This window comes from Synechocystis sp. PCC 7509 (assembly GCF_000332075.2).
In the GTDB taxonomy this organism is placed as follows: Bacteria; Cyanobacteriota; Cyanobacteriia; order Cyanobacteriales; family Chroococcidiopsidaceae; genus Aliterella.
In genome coordinates this window covers 2,180,509-2,196,974 of record NZ_ALVU02000001.1, presented here as the reverse complement: position 1 = coordinate 2,196,974, position 16,466 = coordinate 2,180,509, and the positions used below count along the sequence as shown (strand labels likewise).

Here is a 16,466-nt window from a genome sequence, read left to right as displayed (position 1 = left end):
AAAGTCTATCTTGTCAATAAAACTCAGAAAACTTAATTTACTTTTATAGTTAAAAAAATTGAAGATGCTGGAAAATCAGGGGATAATTAATACATTGCTAGGTGGACGTTACTGCGTCGTTAAAACTTTGGGAAGTGGCGGTTTTAGTAAAACCTATGTCGCCCAAGATACTCATAGACCAGGGAATCCCCAATGCGTAGTCAAACATCTTCAACCTGCCAATACCAACAAAAGCTTTTTGGAAAGTGCGAGACGATTATTTAATTGCGAAGCAGAAACTTTAGAAAAACTAGGACATCACGATCGCATTCCTAGGTTACTCGCCTACTTTGAAGAAAATCAAGAGTTTTACCTAGTCCAAGAATTTATCCAAGGGCAACTATTAGTAGATAAATTACAACCAAATCAACGCTGGACAGAAAACCAGGTATGGGAATTTATTAGAGAGATTTTAGAAATATTAGTATTTATTCACGATCAAGGATTTATTCATCGTGATATTAAACCAAATAATATAATTCAACGCCACCAAGACAACAAATTAGTATTAGTTGATTTTGGTGCAGTCAAACAAAACTGGGCGCAATTACTTAGCCAAACTTCCAATATAGAAATGCCCGCCACCGTAGGTATTGGTACGCCCGGTTATATGCCTATGGAACAAGCGCGAGGTAGACCCCGCCCCAACAGCGATATTTATGCTTTAGGAGCGATCGCCGTTCAAGCGCTAACAGGCTTGTATCCTATGCAAATAGAAGAAGATTTTGAAACTGGAGAACTATTGTGGCGGCAACAAGCGCAAGTTAGCGATGCTTTAGCGGTAATTATTACAAAAATGGTGCGCTACCACTTCAAAGACCGTTACGAAAGCGCCACCGATGCCTTAACAGAAATAGAGCAACTAGCCCCGCTTTATTTACCTACGGAAATCAATTTAAACCTAGCACCTACTCAATTACTTCCTGAGCAAAATCTTAACTCTACACAAATTACTACCCCTACATTTCCCGTCAGTGCCAAGCCAAGCTTTAATTCTCCTGCCCAAGCTACTAATAAATTACAAGTACCAAGGACAACAATTGTTTCGCCGCCCAAGTCACGACCAACCACCGCCAGTCGTCGCCCCTATTACCGTACCCTAGGCGCAGCCCTTGGAGCGGCTTTAGTAGCCGTTGTAGGCGCAGGCTATGCTACTTATTGGCAACCGCGTACACAGATTGAGCAAACTTTGGAACAGTTAGAAAATCTTAAAGTTACAGGCAAATATTCAGAATGTATTGTTGGCGCTAACGCTATTCCCAAAAATTCCAGCTTATATATCAACGCTCAAAATGTTTTACATGAATGCAAACTGATAGAGGCAAAAAGGTTAGCGGCAAATAATAATTTTAAGGAAGCGATCGCCTTGGTTAGTTCGTTACCTAAAGATACGAATGCTTACAACCAAGCAAAACCGCTAGTAAGTCAGTGGTCTAACAGTATTTTGGATCTAGCTACAGATAGATATCAAGCTGGAAAACTCAAGGAAGCGATTGTTTTAGCTCAAAATATTCCTGCTAATAGTTCTGTATATCAAAAAGCGCAAGCATCAATTAAACAGTGGCAAGCCGCCAAGACAGCAAAAAATACTTATTACTCAGCCGCTACAGTAAATCCTACCCCGACTCAGGCAAAACCTACTACGGTAATAAATAAAAAAACAGTAGTGCGATCGCCTTCAAACTATAAGCCCACAACTAGAATTAGGAGTTATTCCCCCGCTAAAAAAATAGTAGTGCGATCGCCTAGAATTAGAAGTTATTCTCCCGCTAAAAAAACAGTAGTGCGATCGCCTTCAAACTATAAAAAGCCTAAAGTATACCTAAGACAAGTTTCAAATAAACGAGTAGTTGCCAGAACGGCGAAGATGCGCCCAACCTCGCAGACGAGACGGATAGTACCAAGTAAACGACTACCAATCAGCATTAGTAGTAAACGCTCACCTCTACGCCTCTCTATTAGTAAAAAAACTTTGCGGATTAGTAGAAAAGTCGCTACTAACTCCCAAGTGAAAGTGCGAACGACAAGAGTTTTCAAGCGCGTTAATACCAGAGCAAAAACAAGCTCTCGCCGCCAACAATCTTACCGATGGACAACCAAAACGGTGCGTTAAATTCAAGCAGTGACTGGAATGCTTAAACGCAGCTTTTTAAACATAGCAACTCTTGCTCTAGTTGCTAAAGTATCGTCAATGGGTGGGATTGCCCAGGAATTAGCGCCAGGAGAAGTCGCAATTTCTTGTTGGTATTTTAGTTTTAAGGCGGTTTGAATTAGCCAATCGGCAAGGGCGGGATTTTTAGGTAAAAGCGGCCCGTGAGAATAGGTAGCGATCGCATTACGATAAAAAGCCCCTTCTGTCCCATCTTCGCCATTATTGCCTAATCCTGAAACTACACGCCCCAAAGCTTCGACATTACCTAATTTTGTCCGTCCTCCATGATTTTCAAACCCAATCAAATAAGGCGTACCGCTCATCGCTGTTAATTCTTGAGCTAAACGACTAGCAGTAACTTCTACAACCAAGTTGCCAATACAACGGCGGGCATTTTCCCCTGGATGGACAGAAACAAAATCAAATAAACCTAATCCTTGAATCCTTTTACCTAACGCTGGTTCGTAGTAATGCCCTAATAACTGAGGTGCGCCGCAAGTAAAAACTCCAGGAATACCAGCATTAATTATGCTTTTAATTGCTTCAGCTTTGCTACCTTGCAAATCGCGCATGACAATTTCTTGTTGCCGATCTTGAGCGCCACCACCTACTAATATATCTACTTTGTGAATATCCTCCGCCGTAGCATCGCGTTCTAAAGGTAATATATTTACGTCGTATCCCCGCCATTGACAGCGCCTTTGCAGACAAATAACATTACCGCGATCGCCGTAGGTACTCATCAACGTAGGATAAAGCCAGCCAATAGTTAATGCAAATTTATCGTTATTCATATCCAAGAATTTTACACAGGAATACTCGCTTGGTCTATCTCTAGTTTTGACTGATGCGATCGCACCAGATATAAGTAGATAATATTCACCTACCCAAAAAAATATCTGTGGCAAACGAAGAATTTATCCTACCTTTAGCTCAAACACCATTATTCCAATTAGCTGTAGAACTCAAAGCTAGACTAACTAGCTTTGGCGGCTGGGAAATGCCTGTACAATTTGTGGGAATTGGGCAGGAACACCAAGCGGTTAGAACTGCGGCGGGAATGTTTGATATTTCCCATATGGGCAAATTTACCTGTCAAGGGATGGGATTAATCGATCAATTTCAGCGTTTAGTTCCCTCCGATTTAAGTCGATTGCAAAGCGGGAAGTCGCAGTACACGGTACTATTAAATCCTCAAGGGGGGATTATTGACGATATTATTTTTTACTACCAGGGTGAGGATGCCACAGGGCAGCAGCACGGAGTAATAATAGTTAATGCGGCAACTAATGCCAAAGATAAAGCTTGGTTATTGTCTCAGTTAGACCCAAATCTAGCCCAGCTTCAGGAACTACCACCCCAAGTATTAATTGCCATCCAAGGGCCTCAAGCGGCTACCTACCTACAGCAGTTTGTAAAAGAAGATTTAACGCCAATTCCGGCTTTTGGACATCTAAACGCCACTGTATTAGAGCGATCGGGCTTTATTGCGCGGACGGGTTACACCGGGGAAGATGGCTTTGAAGTTATGGTAGAACCAAGTGTAGGGGTACAGCTATGGCAAAATCTGTTTCAAGCAGGCGTAATTCCCTGCGGCTTGGGGGCAAGAGATACGTTGCGTTTAGAGGCTTCAATGGCACTCTACGGGCAGGATATTGACGATACTACTACACCTTTAGAGGCTGGTTTAGGTTGGTTAGTGCATTTAGATACGAAGGGCGATTTTATTGGGCGTGGAGTATTAGAACAGCAAAAATTAGAGGGTATACCAAGGAAACTTGTAGGTTTGCAAATGCAGGGGCGTAATATTGCCCGTCACGGCTACCAGGTCTTGGCAAACGGTCGCATAGTAGGAGAAGTTACTAGCGGGACAATATCGCCAACCTTGGGTTATCCTGTTGCTCTTGCTTACGTACCAACAGAACTAGCTAAGATTGGGCAACCTTTAGAAGTAGAAATTAGAGGCAAAACTTACCCAGCATTGGTAGTCAAAAAACCTTTTTATAAAAAAGCTTACTAATTGGGATCTAAACCATGAACGAGACTAACTACGATGGTATGAGCTTAGATGAGTTACGTCAGTACGTCTTGACTCATAGAGAAGACGATCGCGCGTTTCAGGCTTATATTGACTTCTCAAAAGCTACAGGACGTATGATTAGCATAGATTTGAATAGCGATCGCACTCGAAGAAACTTTAGATCGTCAAATTCAAAAAACTCTTGCTGTTGAAGATGAGTAAAATAAATTTCAACTATGAACCTTTTTGATTGTCCGAACGAAAGCGTCCGCTTATAAAGTCTCGCTGTTTAAGGTGTTTGGTTTTGCGTCCGCTTACACGCTTGCGCCACATTTTGAAACTAGATGCTTGCATTTTTTGCCGCATTAGCTCAATAACTTGAGGTTCTTGTAAACCAAATTGTAAAGAAATCGCTTCAAAAGGGGTGCGATCTTCCCACGCCATTTCTAAAATGCGATCGATAGTTTCCGAGTCGAGTTGAGGTAAATTCATGCCCTAGAGAACTTTCTACAGTCTCTAATTTAGCGCGCCCAGTTGCAAAACTGTATCTGTCCTCAAGCAGGTAAATTATGCTGTATTAGCGCCCGATTACGGTATCCATTGAAAAAAACAAACATTACCGTTTTGCAGGGCAATTTTTGCCCCCAAACAATGATAAAAACTAACCGTGCGAATATTGCGAATATCCGCCGTCCAAGCAAGGTGAGTGCAACAATTATTTTGGGCTTCTTGAGCTAGATAACTCATCAAAGCTGCACCTGCTCCTTTACTTCTAAAACCTTCATCTATATACAAATCGTCAAGCCAAATACTCGGCAACCCTCTGAAGGAGGAATATCTAAAATAGTACAAAGCAAAGCCAATCGGTTGTTCTATTTCCGCAAACAAAACTTGTGCGAAAGGTGTTGAGTTAAAGACAGTTTGGCGAATTTTCTCGGCTGAAGTTTCAATTTTTCCCGAAAAAGCGCCGATATTGCGGTCAAATTCCGCTTTTTTCTCGATAAATGAATAAATTATTTCTGCTTCTGCGATCGCCGCCGGACGTATTTTTAGCTCAGATGCCATAATTATCTCATTTTTTTGATACTAAAATCTATACGCTTCAACCTCAAACTTGGCGTTAGAAGATATTATTTTATCTAGACCATAATGTGCTTGACAGAATGCTTCAAACTCGTTCATTACTTCGTTGTGTATTTCCTCTGATACCCGCCAACATAAGCCATAAGCGCGCTCTCTAAAAAAACTGAGTAATTCTCTAACTGTGTTGCTAACTGTCCATTCTTTAGCAACATAGTAATTTGACTCGCATCTTTTTTGTAAATAATCAGCTACATCAATTTGTTCAAAACTTGGCTGCAAAGAAGTTGCATATTTAGACAATATCCCTCGAAAATAACCTTCAAATTCTAATCGTGCTGGCGGTGTAATCCATTGACAATTGAGATAATAGCCTTTGGTCTTAAGTACCCGCATAATATCATTTAGTGACATCTCTCCGACCTGAAGGTGCGGAGCTTCCAAACCTCACGATTTAGATTTTTCTGGTTATTTCCATTACTGGTGTTTCACCCACTACCTAGATATGCAAAAACTACACATCCCCGGCGATCTGATTGCCCAGACACTTTCGATTCCCGACTGCCCATCGGTACTACACCGTATACAACGTTTGCCCGGACACCACGCTACTAGGACGTGTTCGGTTGAGTCAAGTTGCCCGTCGGTTAGGCGGTATGTATATTATAGCACATTGAAGAATATAAAAATCAAAGAAAATATAAAGCCGTGCTGAAGCAACGGGGCTTTAGACCCATTTTTCCGGTAATGCTTTCCAGTCAGAAACCGCGTGTAGCATATGTACTGTTAAGACCACATCAAAACTATGGTCTTGAAATAGCAAGCGCGAAGCATCCGCATGAATGAGTTGTAAATTACTCGGAACTTTCCCTAACTTTTGCCGAAAGCAATCGAGCATTTCTGGGGAAATATCAATCCCCGTTACCGAGTAACCGTGTTTAACTAGAGGAATAACATTTAATCCTGTACCAACACCAGGTTCTAAAAAAGATGTATCTGGCGTTGCACTAACAAGATCGATGATAAAGTTCGCTACTTCTTCGGCGATAGGTGCGGTTAACCAGCGCGTGCGATCGTAAGATTCGGCAATTTTATTATAATAATTACTCGGTTTCATTATAAAGTTCACTTTATCTTTTAAGCAAAGGCGATCGCCATCTTCAACTAAGCCCTACTCTTGAAATCTCTGTCTTTGATAGATTGTGGGAATCGCCAACATTATCAACATCGCCAAATTTGCAGTCCAAAACAGCACAACACCAACAAAGCTTACCAATGCCAAAGAGGACAATGATAAGTGTGTAAATCCATCTAGTAATTGCCACAACCGAAAAATAGTGTAGAAAAAGCCAATAGGTACAACGATACTTGGTACTAACCACCGACTAAACACAAGTTCAGAGATTAATTGCACAGCTACTACTAATAAGTAGCTTTCCCAAAATATCAATGAGTAAGCTTGTCCCCTAGCTTGAACAAACAAATAAATTGGCAATAAAACCCCAGCAATCAAGGCTAATTTGACCCACCACCGCAGGAATTGCCATTGTTGTTCGCTAAATCCAATATTTGCCGTAAAGGGAAGACGTTGAGTTTTAACGCCAAAACCGTAGCCAACAGCTAGGCTAGTTGTAAACAAAATAAAAAGTGCAACAATTAGTCCGTTATTAACTGTCATAGCTTTATCTGCACCAACTTATAAAGTAACCTTTTGATATCTTCGGCTTGTTTTTAGTGCAAGCTCATTGATGGTTATATTATTGCTATTTTTAGTTAGGGCGATCGCCTAAAATCTAGCTTTACTTTGCATAAGCTTTACTTATAGCATATACAACTTATTCAAAAGCTTATGAGTAGCTAATTACAGCCTTTTTATTTCACACTGAAGGTATAAGAAAAACCAAATTATGTAAACAGTAATTTTACCAGGAAATTTACAGCTATGGCATTCATTGATTGTTTATTTCTCACCTTGGCAAATGCCGTAATCTGCATCGCACTACCTAAAGCAATCTCTTTAATTAATTTCCGCAAGAATCGCGCCAGTATCTAGACTTTTTGCCGCCGCCACAAAGCTCGGACTAACTTAATTTCATCATAGGTGTAGCTTTCCCCCAAATGCTCGTAGATACTCTTGAGGGAATCTGCACCGATAGTTTTTATCGCTTTGATAATAAATTGCTGACGCACGGGAATCACCAATTGGTCTAAGTCTACAGGCTGATTCATTTCGATTAGTTCAGCTAAATGACTTGCGATCGTACTTGTACTTAAACTGCGCTCAGTAGCTATGTCTGCGGTGTCTAGTCCTTGACGATGCAGTTTGAGAGTCAATAATTGACTATCAGAAGGAAAAGATGCGAAGCCCGTAACCGGGCGCGCTTGCGCTATCGCACTAGGCACTTCTACCTTAACCGATTGCTGAGTATAAGTAGTAATCTCTGCAACAAAATGCTCACCGTATTGAGCTAACTTACTGCTTCCAACTCCAGAAACTTTGCTAAATTCTGCTAGAGTTTGCGGCTGAACTTGAGCCATCATTTTCAAGCTAGAATCAGCAAATACTATATAAGGTGCTATTCCTTGTTCATCAGCTAGTTGCTTGCGTAAGGCACGTAACTTTTGATATAGCATTTCTATATCCGCAGCCTTTGGCGTTTCTTTACGGTCTTCTACAGGTTTTGGTGCAGGACTAATAGCAAGTAAAACTGACTTTTTTCGCCGCATGACTTCCCAACTAAGAGCATTTAGCCGCAAAACTGAGTAACCATCTGTAGTTTGTCCTAATAAGCCTTGATGTAACAAACTTCGCCCCAAAAGCCGCCAATCGTCGGCAGTTCTATCTTTACCAATGCCATAAGTAGTCAATTTATCGTGATTGTACTGCAAAACTTTTTGACTTCTTGAGCCGCGTAACACATCAATAATGTGACTCATCCCAAATCTTTCTTGACAACGCGCCACACAAGAAAGAAATTTCATCGCTTCAATTGTCCAATCTTGTTCGGGTTTGGGATTACAGCAATTATCGCAGTTGCCACAATTACCCGCAAAACTTTCGCCAAAATATCCTAGTTGAATCGTGCGACGGCAAACTGTACCTTGGGCATAGTCTATAATTTGCCGCAGTTGTTGTTTAGCGATGCGCTGTTCTTGAACATCGGTTTTTTGATCAATCAAATACTCTACAGTTTTGACATCACCATAACCAAAAAAGATTGTACACCGCGCCGCGCCGCCATCTCTCCCCGCTCTACCCGATTCTTGGTAATAGCTTTCGATATTGCGAGGCAAATCATAATGAATTACAAACCTAACATCCGGCTTATTAATTCCCATCCCAAAGGCAACAGTTGCAACCATTAAACGGGCATCATCTCGAATAAACCGCGTTTGATTAGATTCTCTTTCTGCGTCGCTTAAGCCAGCATGATAAGGCAAAGCAGAGATGCCATCTTGCTGCAATTTCATTGTAATATCGTCTACTTTACGGCGGCTGAGACAGTAAATTATGCCCGCACCTTCATGTTTAGTAACTAATTGTTTTAATTGGTTATAAGCTTGCTTCTGCTTTGGCTGTACGTCGTAGTAGAGATTGGGACGATTGAAACTAGCAACATGAATTATCGGTTTTGTTAAATTGAGTTGTTGAATGATATCACTACGAACGCGATCGGTTGCGGTAGCCGTAAGGGCTATAGTAGGAACATTTGGGTAACGTTGGCGCAAAGCGCGTAATTGACGATAATCTGGGCGAAAATCGTGTCCCCATTCCGAAACACAGTGCGCTTCATCAATGGCAAAACTAGCAATACCTATTTGATGTTGTACTAAATCTATAAATGGTAAAAAGCGATCGCTTAATAATCTTTCGGGGGCAACATAAAGCAGTTTTACTTTACCACTAAGTATTGCTTCCTCGCGCGATCGCACTTGATAAGTAGTCAGCGTACTATTGAGAAACGTTGCCCCAATCCCGTTATTTCGTAGCGACTGCACTTGATCTTGCATCAGGGCAATTAGTGGCGAAACTACCACTGTTAAGCCTTTTCTCAGCAACGCAGGCAACTGAAAGCACAAAGATTTACCGCCACCAGTAGGCATTACTACCAGCAAATCTTGATTATTAAGCGCTTGTTCGATAATCTGCTGTTGACCTAAGCGAAAGCTAGTGTAGCCAAAATATTTTTTTAGGGTAGATTCTAAGGGCTGTAACTGAGGCATATTAGCCGAACTTTGCAATAACTATATATATTTTCGCATTGATTAAGTGGGAATCCGAACTTGTGGCAAAGGGGGCGGGGAAGTTAAGTTTAATTATGTATACCTACTTAAATTAACTCAAAATCATGCCTAAAGCAGTTTGGAATGGTACAGTTTTAGCCGAGAGCGATCGCACAGAAGTTGTAGAAGGAAACCATTACTTTCCGATTGACTCCATCAAAAAGGAATATTTCAAGGAAAGCAGCACCCACACAAGTTGTCCTTGGAAAGGGCAAGCTAGTTATTACAGTGTAGAAGTAGACGGGCAAGTAAATAAAGATGCTGCCTGGTACTATCCCAGCGCCAAAGAGAAGGCGAAAAACATTGAGGGTTATGTAGCATTCTGGAAAGGTGTAAAAGTCGAATCGTAGCAGTAACGGGGGCGTTATGCCCCCTATTTAAAGATAGGCTTAAAGTGCGATCGCGCTTTAAGTATGGAGAATAATTTTAAAATCAGTATGAAAACTATCCAACAATTTACAGCGATTATTGAACGCGAAGGCAATGGATATGTTGCCTTATGTCCTGAATTAGATATTGCTAGTCAAGGCGATACTGTTGAACAAGCAAAAAGTAACTTAGCTGAAGCTTTAGAATTATTTTTTGAATGTGCCAATCCAGTAGAAATCAAAAACCGTACCAAAGCTGAGATTTTTATCACCAGACTAGAGGTAGCAGTTGGGTAGCTTAAGGATTTTGTCGGCGCGGGAAGTTTGTCAAATACTAGAACAACACGGCTTTGTTTTGATGAGGCAACGAGGTAGCCATATAATTATGCAGCAGCTAAAAGAATCGACAACTATTACTGTAGTTGTTCCTAATTATCGAGAACTACGTATTGGAACTTTGCAGTCAATCATCCGCCAATCTGGATTACCACGTAACTTATTTGAGGTAATACAGTAGTTAGTCTAGAAAACTATCTACGTTTCTCGGTAATATCCCTACGTTTGGCGATCGCATCTTACCTAGATTTACCCAAATACCTGTTCTACAACAAAACTAACATTGGGGAAAGTTTGAACAAACATTTGCTCATTATGACATTTTATATATAAACTCCTACATTTCAGTTGCAGTGATTTCTAGTAATAGTTTTTATATCTAAATCCTTCAAACCTAGCTGTTTGAGCAAACAAACCTCTAGTAATACCTTTAACTTCCTACTCAAAATTAGTAAATCTTGACCAGAAACTACATATTTATCCTTTTTAGAAGATAAATGAGTTAAGTAATTTCTTGTGTTTTTAATGTTTTTTAGGAAAATATCCTGTTCTCCCAGAGATGCAAAAAAGTTATCAGGGAGACAATTCCCATATTCACTTATTATTTCTTCCAGCCGTTTTCCCAATGAATAGCTATTTAATTGGGAAAATTTTTCTCCTTTTAAAATTTTTTTGTATTCTCTTAAATCTAAAGGTTCTTCTCCATTTTCTAGGGGAACAGAATCTGGAATAGAATTTACAGCTTCTTTTAATATTTCCTTTACTACTTTTTTGTAAACCTGCTCATTAATGTATCTTCCGTTATGTGCAAGACTATGAAATGCCTCTATTGCTTGCGCAAGGCTTAGAAAGAAATCATTTATATGTCGTTTTGGTATATACGTCAATCTAAGATATATATCTATAATTGACTTTAATTCTTTTGAGTTTTGTTCCCAAAGACCTAAAAGTTCCGAAAATTGCTCTTTTACTTTTTTAAAATCAAATAAAACTCTTCTAGGGTCAAAACTTACCTCTAAATTATTTACTTCTGGTATCTGAAAATATATCTCGATTGAAATAATTTTTTCTTTTTCTTCTTCGATAGCTTTGATTTCTTCACCAAAAGTATGAATTTCAAAACCCAAGTCACTTTTGGCACTCTGTGTCGGTTCAATTAAGCCTGCCATTATGTTCAAAGCAAGATGTTCGGGTACTATAAATTCTTTTTCTATGACTACAATGCTCGATTGAATTTCGTAGGGATACGTTATTTGACCAGACGCAAAAATTAATAAGTCTTGAAACAAGTAGATAACATCAATAATATCCTCTAAACTTTTTTCAACATCTGCTCGGATGATGACAGATTTTCTTTCTTCAAGTGTAATTTTTCTCCCTATATTACCGAAGAGATTAGCTAGTTGTAACCTCATTAGTTCAATTGATTTATCATAAAGAATTAATGAGAAACCTAACAACTTGCCAAGCTCAATAGTTTCTAATGTTGTCTGCTTTACATCAATTTCTTTAACCTGATTTTGACCTTCATTAGTAGACCATTTAACCTCAAAATTTGGCAATTTTATCCAATCTTCTAAATTTTTATATCTTAAAGCAACATCTTTAAATGAGACTTCCTTTAATGTTTTAAAATGATGTCCAACAAGTAAATATTTAGCGTAAATTTCACTTGTTTGAATACCTGTCTTAAAGCCTATTGATTGATAGCAATGGCAGAGTGTAACCTTCTTACCATTGACTAAATATTCATTGATAACATCAAGCTCAAATTGAGAAGGAATTATATTGTCAAATTTGAGTTCTTGCAATTGATCGAGTAAATAGAGTTTTGGAGGTTTATCTTCGGAAAACGTGAGTCTACCAGCGACTTGCTTCTCTGGATTGTTTGGAAGAAACCAAACGCCATCTTCTTCGATACTATTCATTGCTTTACCGCACAGAATTTATCTTAATTGTAACTGCACAAAAAAGATAATTAAAGTACCTTAACGTTTAATACTTAATAGGTGACATTTTGACAATTTCTCAAAAAAATATTTGAGTATTAGACCTCGTATTATTAGCTAAAGAGACTCAATTGATTGATAAGAAAATTATCTATATCTCATCAACAGTTACCTTAGTATCCGTTCTACAGCAAAGCTAACATCTGGGAAAGCTTGCACAAATATCTCACCAAGCTGGAATTTTTGAATACTCTGATAACTATTATCCGTAGGTTCTCTAAATACTTCGATAACTTGCTGGTTTACATCTACTAGCCAAACTTCGCTAATTCCACTACTTGCATACAAAGGAATTTTGATGGCGCGATCGCTTTCAATGGTAGTATCAGCAACTTCTACTAATAGCAATATATCCTGGGGTTGGGGATGTCCCGTAGCGTAGAAGTCCGCGCGGGGCTTAAGTAAAGCTACATCAGGCTGAGGTTCAGATAAATTGTTCAATACTACGGGATTTTGCACGATAACTGTAGCGCGATCGCCTAACGATTGCGAAAAAAGTTTGAGCAATCGATTTACACAACTAGCATGACGAATACCAATGGGCGACATCTTGACAATTTCTCCTTGGATGAGTTCAACGCGCTCGTCTTCGCTTAAAATACCTGCAACTACCATCTGGTGGTAATTTTGGATAGTAAATTGTCGTTTTAATAGCTGAATTGACATAAGTAGCCTCTTTCGCTATGAGTTTTGTGAATTGGCTGAGTTTGTGATTATTGTAGCCATCATCAACCTATTCAACGGTTGTTTGTTAACTATCATTTGCGATCGCAATTTTTTAGGCTATTCCATAGCAAAAGTATCACAATAAGTTTTTTCCTACCGTATTTGACCCACTATCAAAAATTACTCTCAAATTGTGTTATTACTAATTAGTACGTGTTAGTACATTGCTAAGACGAACGCTGTGTTTTTGTTATCAATAGTAAAGGAGTGCTAAAAACGTGAGAATGAAGACTTCAGAATCAGAAAGCACCATTAATGGGAGCGATCGCCGTTTATACACCTCAAAAAACGTAATTTCTCTAATTGCACGGATTTTATTATCAGCACTTTTTCTGCTATCGGCGGTAAATAAAATAATGAATCCCGCAGGTACGCAGCAGTACATGACAGCCAATGGAATGCCGCTAGTGGGGCTACTATACATCGCCGCCGTTGTAATTGAGGTAGGAGGCGGATTATCGGTACTGCTAGGCTACAAAGCGCGTTGGGGTGCGATCGCTTTAGCAATTTTTCTCATCCCAGCTACATTGATTTTTCATACCAATTTTGCTAACCAAATCCAGCAGATTATGTTTATGAAAAATCTCGCTATTTTCGGCGGATTGCTGATGATTATTCAATATGGGGCAGGTCGAATTAGTTTAGATAAGCACTAGAATCAGGTGTAGAACAATGGCATTAACAGGAATTAATCACATTGTTTTAAAAGTCAAAGACTTAGAAGCAAGCGATTATTTTTACCGAGAAATCTTAGGAATGCGACAAGTAGGTAAGCGGGACAAAATGTGGTTTTACAGCGCCGGAAACCATCACCATGACCTAGCTTTAGTAGAAGTTGGCAACCCAACAACAGTGCCACAAATGCCGCAGACAGGATTATTTCATCTTTGTTTTAATGTTAGCGATGAAAGCGCCTTAGCCGAGTTGCACGATCGCACTAAAACTTTTGGAGTGACTATTTTAGGTGCGGTTGACCATACAATTATGCGCTCGTTTTATGTACTCGATCCCGATCGCCATGTGATTGAATTGGGTGTAGATATCCCCCAAGCAGAATGGGCGCATTTATCCGATCCGTTTGGTAGAGATGTAGCCTATTCCCTAGACAATTGAAAAGGTTGTTGGTAGCAAAAAATAGGTTACAAGTCGCACATTATACGCATAGTACGAAGTCTGCGCAGAATTTATTGATTATAATGGTAAACTTTGTACTATACTTGAAGCCATTTATTTAAACAATTCCTATGCCTAACTCGCCTCTACAAGAACAGCCCCGCAATCGAGTAGCATCGGTAATTCCTGCCAAAAACGAGTTATCAATCTTAGACTGGTTAAAAGCTAGCGGTAGATTAGTAGCCCGCGATCGCACCGAAGCCGATGCTATAGCTCAAGGTGAACCCATGTCTGACATTGCCGATATTATCGATCCTGACGATCCTAGCTACGAAGATGACTTTGAAGACAATGAAGAACCTGCTGAAGAAGAAGTTGGCTAGTTGTTATTAGGCAAAAGATTAGTTATTAGTAAGAAGCTTTGAGAATATCCTCAGAGCTTCTTACTTGCTAAGTGTGAGTATAAAAAATATTGTGGAAGCTAAATCATTTACTCGTTTATTCAATCTTTCGGGCATTAACTTACTTTTAGCGCTGGGTGTAATTCTCAGTAGTGGAGTATTAATAAGCGACCTTGTAGGCGATCGTTTACCTTGGCAGCTAAATTCCCTAACTCTACCTTTTGCCGTCTGTGCGATCGCTACAGCATTGTTAGGAGTTTGGATAATTCCCATGCTAGTCAGGTTAAAAACGGGGCAAATTATTAGAGAAGACGGGCCTCAAGCTCATTTAAAAAAAGCTGGCACTCCGACAATGGGCGGGGTGTTTTTTGTACCTGTAGCAATTATTGGGGCAATATTATTATCGGGGGCAAAGGCGGAAGTATTAGCGGTATGTGCTTTGACAATGGGTTACGCGTTGATTGGCTGGCTAGATGACTGGCAAATTTTGCGCTACAAGTCTAACAAGGGAATTTCACCCAAAATGAAACTAGCTTTGCAAATCGGCTTTGCGGTGCTGTTTTGTTTGTGGCTGGCTTGGACTCAAACAAGTAGTATTACTAACGTTGCTTTGCCTTTTAATGTTGTACTGCCAATAGGTTTACTATTTTGGCTTTTAGCTGTGTTTGTACTGGTGGCGGAAAGTAATGCCACTAATCTTACGGATGGGGTGGATGGTTTAGCCGCCGGAACATCGGCGATCGCTCTATTAGGATTAGGAGTGTTAATTGCTCCGAGTTATCCGGGATTGATGACGTTTTGTGCTTGTATGAGCGGTAGCTGCTTGGGGTTTCTAGTCCACAATCGCAACCCAGCGCGGGTTTTTATGGGCGATACGGGTTCTTTAGCCCTAGGTGGTGCGTTAGCGTCGGTAGCACTACTAACAAATACTTTGTGGGCGCTATTTGTACTAAGTGGGATCTTTTTTATTGAAACTCTTTCGGTGATGGCGCAGGTAGGTTACTACAAAGCCACTAAAGGGGATGATGGAGTAGGTAAACGGTTATTTAAAATGGCTCCCCTACACCATCATCTAGAACTTTCGGGCTGGTCAGAAACTCAAGTAGTTGCTACCTTTTATGGAATTAGCAGTATTTTGGCGCTGCTGTGTTTAGTAACAGTAATTCGCTAAGGACTCGAAATTATCGGGACGATCGCGCGATCGCTGCCATCAATACAAGTGTTCATCGCTTGTATTGGCGTGACATCAATTTCTTGGCGTAAACCTACTACACATTCAGCAAAGCGCACTGGTAATAAGCTAAGACGGCAATAATCGAGAACTTCCGCAATTGTGTCTTCTTGGCTATTGATACTAATTCCTACTACACAAGTAGCTAAGTCTTGGGGTTGCCTAACTTGCCTGCAAGTATTAAGGGCATCCGTTGCCAATATATTTGTTTGCCTTTGAATGTCATAAACACAATTAGATAGGGTTTTTGGCTGCAAAGCAGTGGCACAAGAAGTTGATATCGCATCAGCAGAAATATTGAGAGCTAGTAACCGGGCAGCGCAAAAGCGATAATCATTGCGGTAGGAAGCTGGAACTGATGCCGCCAAGACGGGAAAATTTAGCGCCAATCCCAGCACTACTAGAGGAGAGGCTACCAACGGCAACCAATTAAACTTACTATTACGGTTTTGCTTGTGACTAAACATATTTCTCAGAGTTACTTGAAAAAATTTTAAAGCTAAACTACAGCAATTGCGGCTATTTCTAATGAAATTAGCGATCGCTTTTAAAACTTCTCTATCCCCAAAGTCTTGCCAATCCTTTGCTTACTCTGATTTAGGCAGTCGCTCTTTGTCCGCCGGAGAAATCTTTACTTCATTTTAAGCGATCGCTTTTTGGCTTAATTAGTGGCGACCCTTGGCAACCAATATCAACAATTGACTCAC

The 16,466-nt window shown here is 40.0% G+C and carries 20 protein-coding genes; 10 read left to right on the top strand and 10 right to left on the bottom strand.

The annotated features are described in order from the left end of the window. The first annotated feature begins 64 nt into the window (after positions 1–64). On the top strand, positions 65–2,152 hold the full coding sequence (locus SYN7509_RS25715; protein WP_009631052.1) for a serine/threonine-protein kinase: 2,088 nt from the start codon (positions 65–67) through the stop codon (positions 2,150–2,152). Positions 2,153–2,154: 2 nt separating this feature from the next. On the opposite strand, the gene SYN7509_RS0211085 is transcribed toward SYN7509_RS25715, so the two are convergent. After that, a complete protein-coding gene (locus SYN7509_RS0211085) occupies positions 2,155–3,099 on the bottom strand; it encodes a type 1 glutamine amidotransferase (RefSeq protein ID WP_227501493.1) in 945 nt (314 codons plus the stop codon). Here SYN7509_RS0211085 and gcvT point away from each other — a divergent pair. Together gcvT and SYN7509_RS28475 are read left to right on the top strand one after the other, a co-directional pair. Continuing rightward, positions 3,093–4,211, top strand: a complete 1,119-nt coding sequence (gcvT, locus tag SYN7509_RS0211080) for a glycine cleavage system aminomethyltransferase GcvT (RefSeq protein WP_009631050.1) — start codon at positions 3,093–3,095, stop codon at positions 4,209–4,211. The two genes, SYN7509_RS0211085 and gcvT, sit on opposite strands and share 7 nt — an antisense overlap. 14 nt (positions 4,212–4,225) lie before the next feature. Beyond that, positions 4,226–4,423: a DUF6887 family protein gene (locus SYN7509_RS28475; protein WP_009631049.1), complete on the top strand. Its 198-nt coding sequence runs from the start codon at positions 4,226–4,228 to the stop codon at positions 4,421–4,423. A gap of 22 nt (positions 4,424–4,445) precedes the next feature. Here the strand turns inward: SYN7509_RS28475 and SYN7509_RS0211075 are convergent, their stop codons facing one another. From SYN7509_RS0211075 to recQ, 6 genes are all read right to left on the bottom strand, one after another. Beyond that, positions 4,446–4,703 carry a TIGR03643 family protein gene (locus SYN7509_RS0211075; protein ID WP_009631048.1) on the bottom strand — a complete coding sequence of 86 codons (258 nt, stop codon included), beginning with the start codon at positions 4,701–4,703 and terminating at the stop codon, positions 4,446–4,448. Between the two features lie 96 nt (positions 4,704–4,799). Continuing rightward, on the bottom strand, positions 4,800–5,276 hold the full coding sequence (locus tag SYN7509_RS0211070) for a GNAT family N-acetyltransferase (protein ID WP_009631047.1): 477 nt from the start codon (positions 5,274–5,276) through the stop codon (positions 4,800–4,802). 21 nt (positions 5,277–5,297) lie between these two features. Then, complete coding sequence (locus SYN7509_RS25710) at positions 5,298–5,705, bottom strand: hypothetical protein (protein ID WP_009631046.1); 408 nt, start codon at positions 5,703–5,705, stop codon at positions 5,298–5,300. A 313-nt stretch (positions 5,706–6,018) separates the two neighbouring features. After that, positions 6,019–6,408: a class I SAM-dependent methyltransferase gene (locus SYN7509_RS25705; RefSeq protein WP_009630667.1), complete on the bottom strand. Its 390-nt coding sequence runs from the start codon at positions 6,406–6,408 to the stop codon at positions 6,019–6,021. A gap of 54 nt (positions 6,409–6,462) precedes the next feature. After that, positions 6,463–6,969, bottom strand: a complete 507-nt coding sequence (locus tag SYN7509_RS0211055) for a hypothetical protein (protein WP_009630666.1) — start codon at positions 6,967–6,969, stop codon at positions 6,463–6,465. Between the two features lie 371 nt (positions 6,970–7,340). After that, positions 7,341–9,515 carry a DNA helicase RecQ gene (recQ, locus tag SYN7509_RS0211050; protein ID WP_009630665.1) on the bottom strand — a complete coding sequence of 725 codons (2,175 nt, stop codon included), beginning with the start codon at positions 9,513–9,515 and terminating at the stop codon, positions 7,341–7,343. Between the two features lie 125 nt (positions 9,516–9,640). On the opposite strand from recQ, the gene SYN7509_RS0211045 reads away from it, so the two are divergent. The 3 genes from SYN7509_RS0211045 to SYN7509_RS0211035 all read left to right on the top strand — a co-directional run bounded on the left by SYN7509_RS0211045 (position 9,641) and on the right by SYN7509_RS0211035 (position 10,460). Beyond that, positions 9,641–9,925 carry a DUF427 domain-containing protein gene (locus tag SYN7509_RS0211045; protein WP_009630664.1) on the top strand — a complete coding sequence of 95 codons (285 nt, stop codon included), beginning with the start codon at positions 9,641–9,643 and terminating at the stop codon, positions 9,923–9,925. Between the two features lie 87 nt (positions 9,926–10,012). After that, positions 10,013–10,240 (top strand): type II toxin-antitoxin system HicB family antitoxin, encoded by a 228-nt coding sequence (locus SYN7509_RS0211040; RefSeq protein WP_028954245.1) that lies wholly within the window; start codon positions 10,013–10,015, stop codon positions 10,238–10,240. Continuing rightward, positions 10,233–10,460, top strand: coding sequence for a type II toxin-antitoxin system HicA family toxin (locus SYN7509_RS0211035; RefSeq protein WP_009630662.1), 228 nt, complete (start codon positions 10,233–10,235; stop codon positions 10,458–10,460). Before SYN7509_RS0211040 ends, SYN7509_RS0211035 begins: the two co-directional genes overlap by 8 nt. Before the next feature lie 163 nt (positions 10,461–10,623). Here the strand turns inward: SYN7509_RS0211035 and SYN7509_RS0211030 are convergent, their stop codons facing one another. Together SYN7509_RS0211030 and SYN7509_RS0211025 are read right to left on the bottom strand one after the other, a co-directional pair. Further along, positions 10,624–12,207: an ApeA N-terminal domain 1-containing protein gene (locus SYN7509_RS0211030; RefSeq protein WP_009630661.1), complete on the bottom strand. Its 1,584-nt coding sequence runs from the start codon at positions 12,205–12,207 to the stop codon at positions 10,624–10,626. Positions 12,208–12,396: 189 nt separating this feature from the next. Next, on the bottom strand, positions 12,397–12,954 hold the full coding sequence (locus SYN7509_RS0211025) for a Uma2 family endonuclease (RefSeq protein ID WP_009630660.1): 558 nt from the start codon (positions 12,952–12,954) through the stop codon (positions 12,397–12,399). A gap of 284 nt (positions 12,955–13,238) precedes the next feature. Between SYN7509_RS0211025 and SYN7509_RS0211020 the strand changes: the two genes are divergently transcribed. The 4 genes from SYN7509_RS0211020 (at position 13,239) to mraY (ending at position 15,699) form a co-directional block, all read left to right on the top strand. Continuing rightward, positions 13,239–13,670 carry a DoxX family protein gene (locus SYN7509_RS0211020; RefSeq protein WP_084610665.1) on the top strand — a complete coding sequence of 144 codons (432 nt, stop codon included), beginning with the start codon at positions 13,239–13,241 and terminating at the stop codon, positions 13,668–13,670. Between the two features lie 16 nt (positions 13,671–13,686). Next, a complete protein-coding gene (locus SYN7509_RS0211015; protein ID WP_009630658.1) occupies positions 13,687–14,127 on the top strand; it encodes a VOC family protein in 441 nt (146 codons plus the stop codon). A gap of 131 nt (positions 14,128–14,258) precedes the next feature. Beyond that, positions 14,259–14,510, top strand: a complete 252-nt coding sequence (locus tag SYN7509_RS0211010) for a DUF3134 family protein (protein WP_009630657.1) — start codon at positions 14,259–14,261, stop codon at positions 14,508–14,510. A 73-nt stretch (positions 14,511–14,583) separates the two neighbouring features. Then, on the top strand, positions 14,584–15,699 hold the full coding sequence (gene mraY, locus SYN7509_RS0211005) for a phospho-N-acetylmuramoyl-pentapeptide-transferase (protein ID WP_009630656.1): 1,116 nt from the start codon (positions 14,584–14,586) through the stop codon (positions 15,697–15,699). Here mraY and SYN7509_RS25700 read toward each other — a convergent pair. Beyond that, positions 15,696–16,226: a hypothetical protein gene (locus SYN7509_RS25700; protein WP_009630655.1), complete on the bottom strand. Its 531-nt coding sequence runs from the start codon at positions 16,224–16,226 to the stop codon at positions 15,696–15,698. The two genes, mraY and SYN7509_RS25700, sit on opposite strands and share 4 nt — an antisense overlap. Between the last annotated feature and the right edge of the window lie 240 nt (positions 16,227–16,466).

Excerpts from the sequence above, each read along its gene's own strand:
- SYN7509_RS25715 (WP_009631052.1), top strand. The coding sequence starts at position 65 with ATGCTGGAAAATCAGGGGATAATTAATACATTGCTAGGTGGACGTTAC.
- SYN7509_RS28475 (WP_009631049.1), top strand. The coding sequence starts at position 4,226 with ATGAACGAGACTAACTACGATGGTATGAGCTTAGATGAGTTACGTCAG.
- SYN7509_RS0211075 (WP_009631048.1), bottom strand. The coding sequence starts at position 4,703 with ATGAATTTACCTCAACTCGACTCGGAAACTATCGATCGCATTTTAGAA.
- SYN7509_RS0211070 (WP_009631047.1), bottom strand. The coding sequence starts at position 5,276 with ATGGCATCTGAGCTAAAAATACGTCCGGCGGCGATCGCAGAAGCAGAA.
- SYN7509_RS25710 (WP_009631046.1), bottom strand. The coding sequence starts at position 5,705 with ATGTCACTAAATGATATTATGCGGGTACTTAAGACCAAAGGCTATTAT.
- SYN7509_RS25705 (WP_009630667.1), bottom strand. The coding sequence starts at position 6,408 with ATGAAACCGAGTAATTATTATAATAAAATTGCCGAATCTTACGATCGC.
- SYN7509_RS0211055 (WP_009630666.1), bottom strand. The coding sequence starts at position 6,969 with ATGACAGTTAATAACGGACTAATTGTTGCACTTTTTATTTTGTTTACA.
- recQ (WP_009630665.1), bottom strand. The coding sequence starts at position 9,515 with ATGCCTCAGTTACAGCCCTTAGAATCTACCCTAAAAAAATATTTTGGC.
- SYN7509_RS0211045 (WP_009630664.1), top strand. The coding sequence starts at position 9,641 with ATGCCTAAAGCAGTTTGGAATGGTACAGTTTTAGCCGAGAGCGATCGC.
- SYN7509_RS0211040 (WP_028954245.1), top strand. The coding sequence starts at position 10,013 with ATGAAAACTATCCAACAATTTACAGCGATTATTGAACGCGAAGGCAAT.
- SYN7509_RS0211030 (WP_009630661.1), bottom strand. The coding sequence starts at position 12,207 with ATGAATAGTATCGAAGAAGATGGCGTTTGGTTTCTTCCAAACAATCCA.
- SYN7509_RS0211025 (WP_009630660.1), bottom strand. The coding sequence starts at position 12,954 with ATGTCAATTCAGCTATTAAAACGACAATTTACTATCCAAAATTACCAC.
- SYN7509_RS0211020 (WP_084610665.1), top strand. The coding sequence starts at position 13,239 with ATGAAGACTTCAGAATCAGAAAGCACCATTAATGGGAGCGATCGCCGT.
- SYN7509_RS0211015 (WP_009630658.1), top strand. The coding sequence starts at position 13,687 with ATGGCATTAACAGGAATTAATCACATTGTTTTAAAAGTCAAAGACTTA.
- SYN7509_RS0211010 (WP_009630657.1), top strand. The coding sequence starts at position 14,259 with ATGCCTAACTCGCCTCTACAAGAACAGCCCCGCAATCGAGTAGCATCG.
- SYN7509_RS25700 (WP_009630655.1), bottom strand. The coding sequence starts at position 16,226 with ATGTTTAGTCACAAGCAAAACCGTAATAGTAAGTTTAATTGGTTGCCG.